Raw genomic sequence first — 2,836 nt, forward strand, 5'->3', positions numbered from 1 at the left:
CTGGATGCCCGCGCCCGCGAATGCCAGGCCGCGCAGGCGCCGGCATCGGCCAGGCATTCGCGGGCGCGGGCATCCAGCGTGGCGCGTCGGCACAGGTCGTCCACATCCTTGAAGGGCGCCGCCTGCCGCGCCGCCTCGATGCGTTTGGCAGCCTCCTCGCGAAAGCCGCGCAGCAGGCGCAGCCCCAGGCGGATCGCCGGCTGCTCGCCGCCGGAGGGCTCCAGGCTGCAGTCCCAGGCGCTGTGGCGCACGTCCGCCGGACGCACCTCGATGCCGTGGCGGCGGGCGTCCTGCAGCACCTGGTCGGGGCTGTAGAAACCCATCGGCCAGCTGTTGACCAGGGCGCAGGCGTAGGCGGCCGGCTCGTGGCATTTCAGCCAGCAGCTGGCGTAGGTGAGCAGGGCGAAGCTGGCGGCGTGGGACTCGGGGAAGCCGTAGCTGCCGAAACCCTCGATCTGGCGGAAGATGCGCGCGGTGAATTCCGCCGTGTAGCCTTTTTCCAGCATGCGCGAGGTCAGTCGCTGGCGATGCGGCTCCAGCCCGCCGTGGCGCTTCCAGGCGGCCATCGAGCGGCGCAGCTCGTCGGCCTCGCCGGGGCTGTAGTCGGCGGCGGCCATGGCCAGCTCCATCACCTGCTCCTGAAACAGCGGCACGCCGAGGGTGCGTTCGAACACCGGAATCAGCTCTTTGGATGGGTACTCCACCGGTTCTTCTTTATTACGCCGGCGCAGATAGGGATGAACCATGTCGCCCTGGATCGGCCCGGGGCGGACGATGGCGACCTGGATCACCAGATCGTAGAAGGTCTTTGGGCGCAGGCGCGGTAACATGGCCATCTGCGCGCGCGACTCGATCTGGAACACGCCAACGGTGTCGGCGCGGCTGATCATGGCGTAGGTCGCCGCATCCTCCTGCGGCAGGCTGGCCAGGGTCCAGCGTGTGCCGCGGTAGCGCTCGATCAGGGCGAAGCAGCGGCGCAGCGCGCTGAGCATGCCGAGGGCGAGGATATCGACCTTGAGCAGGCCGACCAGGTCGAGGTCGTCCTTGTCCCACTGAATCACGGTGCGCTCGGCCATGCTGGCGTTCTCCACCGGCACCAGGGTCTGCAGCGGGTGTTCGGAGATGACGAAGCCGCCCGGGTGCTGCGACAGGTGACGGGGAAAGCCGATCAGCTCGCCGGCCAGGGTCAGGATGCGGTGCAGTGACGGGCTGTCCGGGTCGAAGCCGGCCTCGCGCAGGCGTTCGGCGTCCGGCATGCGGTCGCTCCAGCGTCCGCAGCAGTCGGCCAGGGCGCCGACCTGGTCGGGCGGCAGGCCGAGCGCCTTAGCCACGTCACGCAGCGCGCCGGCGCCGTGGTAGGTGCTGGCCACCGCGGTCAGCGCCGCGCGCTGGCGGCCATAGCGGCGAAACACGTACTGGATGACCTCCTCGCGGCGCTCGTGCTCGAAGTCGACATCGATATCCGGCGGCTCGTTGCGCTCGCGCGAGAGAAAGCGCTCGAACAGCAGCCGGCTGCCCGAATTGTCCGGGTTCAGTTCGGTGATGCCGAGGGCGAAGCACACCGTGGAGTTGGCCGCCGAGCCGCGGCCCTGGCAGAGGATGTGCTGCTCGCGGGCCCAGCTGACGATGTCGTGCACGGTGAGAAAGTAGCTCTCGTATTTCAGCTCAGTGATCAGCTGCAGCTCGTGCTCGACCTGCGCCCGCACCTTGGCGCTGGCGCCATCCGGCCAGCGCCAGTGCAGGCCTTCTTCGACCCGATGACGCAGCCAGGAGGTGGCATTGTGGCCTGCCGGCACCAGCTCGTGGGGGTACTGATACTGCAGCTCGCCGAGCTCGAAGCGGCAGCGCTCGGCCACCCGTAGCGTCTCGTCGAGCAATTCCTGCGGATACAGCTCGGCCAGCTCCTCGCGGCGGCGCAGGTGGCGTTCGCCGTTGGGAAACAGCCAGGCGCCGGCTTCGGCCACCGGCAGATGCTGGCGGATGGCGGTCATGCAGTCCTGCAGGGCGCGGCGGCCGCGGGCGTGCATATGCACGTCGCCGCAGGCCAGGGCGGGAATCTGCAGGCGCGCGGCCAGGGCCTGCAACTGGCGCAGGCGAGCGGCATCGTCGGCGCCGCGATGCAGTTCGATGCCCAGCCACAGGCGGTCGGCAAAACGCTGGCGCAACCAGATGCCCTCGTGCTCACTGATCTGCGGTTCGGCCAGCCAGATCGCCAGCAGGCCGGCCAGCGGCGCGTCGAAGTCCTCGCGCAGCAGGCGGTAGCGACCCTTCTCGGCGCGGCGCCGGGCGACGGTGATCAGCCGGCACAGCGCCTGGTAGCCGGCCAGGTCCTCGGCCAGCAGCACCAGCTTGGGGCCGCTCTCGATGGGCATCTCGCTGCCGACGATCAGCGCCAGGCCGCTCTCCCTGGCCGCCTGCCAGGCGCGCACGATGCCGGCGAGCGTGCATTCGTCGGTGATCGCCAGGGCCCGGTAGCCGAGGCGCGCGGCGCGCTCGAACAGCTCGCGGGCGCTGGAGGCTCCACGTTGAAAGCTGAAATTGGACAGGCAGTGCAGCTCGGCGTAGTCGGGCGTCATGCGAACCAGCCGTGCAGCTGCAGCGGCCCTGCGCCGCCGACCGGGCGAAAGGCCCAGGCGCGCTGGCCGCTGCGGGTTTGCACCAGGTAATAGTCGCGGCGCAGGTCGCCGCCGTCCCACCAGCCGGATTCGATGCGCTCGGGCCCGGCGAGGATCAGCAGGCCGGCCTCGGCCAGCGGCTGAGGTTCGCCCAGCAGCCAGCCGGGACGCGGCCCGACGCTGGGCAGTGATGGCGTATGCCGGTCGCTCTCGGCCTGCCA

General features: G+C 70.3%; 1 protein-coding gene and 1 pseudogene. Both read right to left on the reverse strand.

Translation table 11 applies throughout. The features are described from left to right. On the reverse strand, window positions 1-2,576 hold a 2,576-nt coding region (locus N878_RS16805), incomplete at its 3' end, for an error-prone DNA polymerase (protein WP_021444767.1). Then, window positions 2,573-2,836 (reverse strand): annotated as a pseudogene (locus tag N878_RS16810) (DNA polymerase Y family protein); the annotation flags it as partial. The gene N878_RS16805 and the pseudogene N878_RS16810, both read right to left, overlap by 4 nt.

This window comes from Pseudomonas sp. EGD-AK9, from assembly GCF_000465935.2.
In the GTDB taxonomy this organism is placed as follows: Bacteria; Pseudomonadota; Gammaproteobacteria; order Pseudomonadales; family Pseudomonadaceae; genus Aquipseudomonas.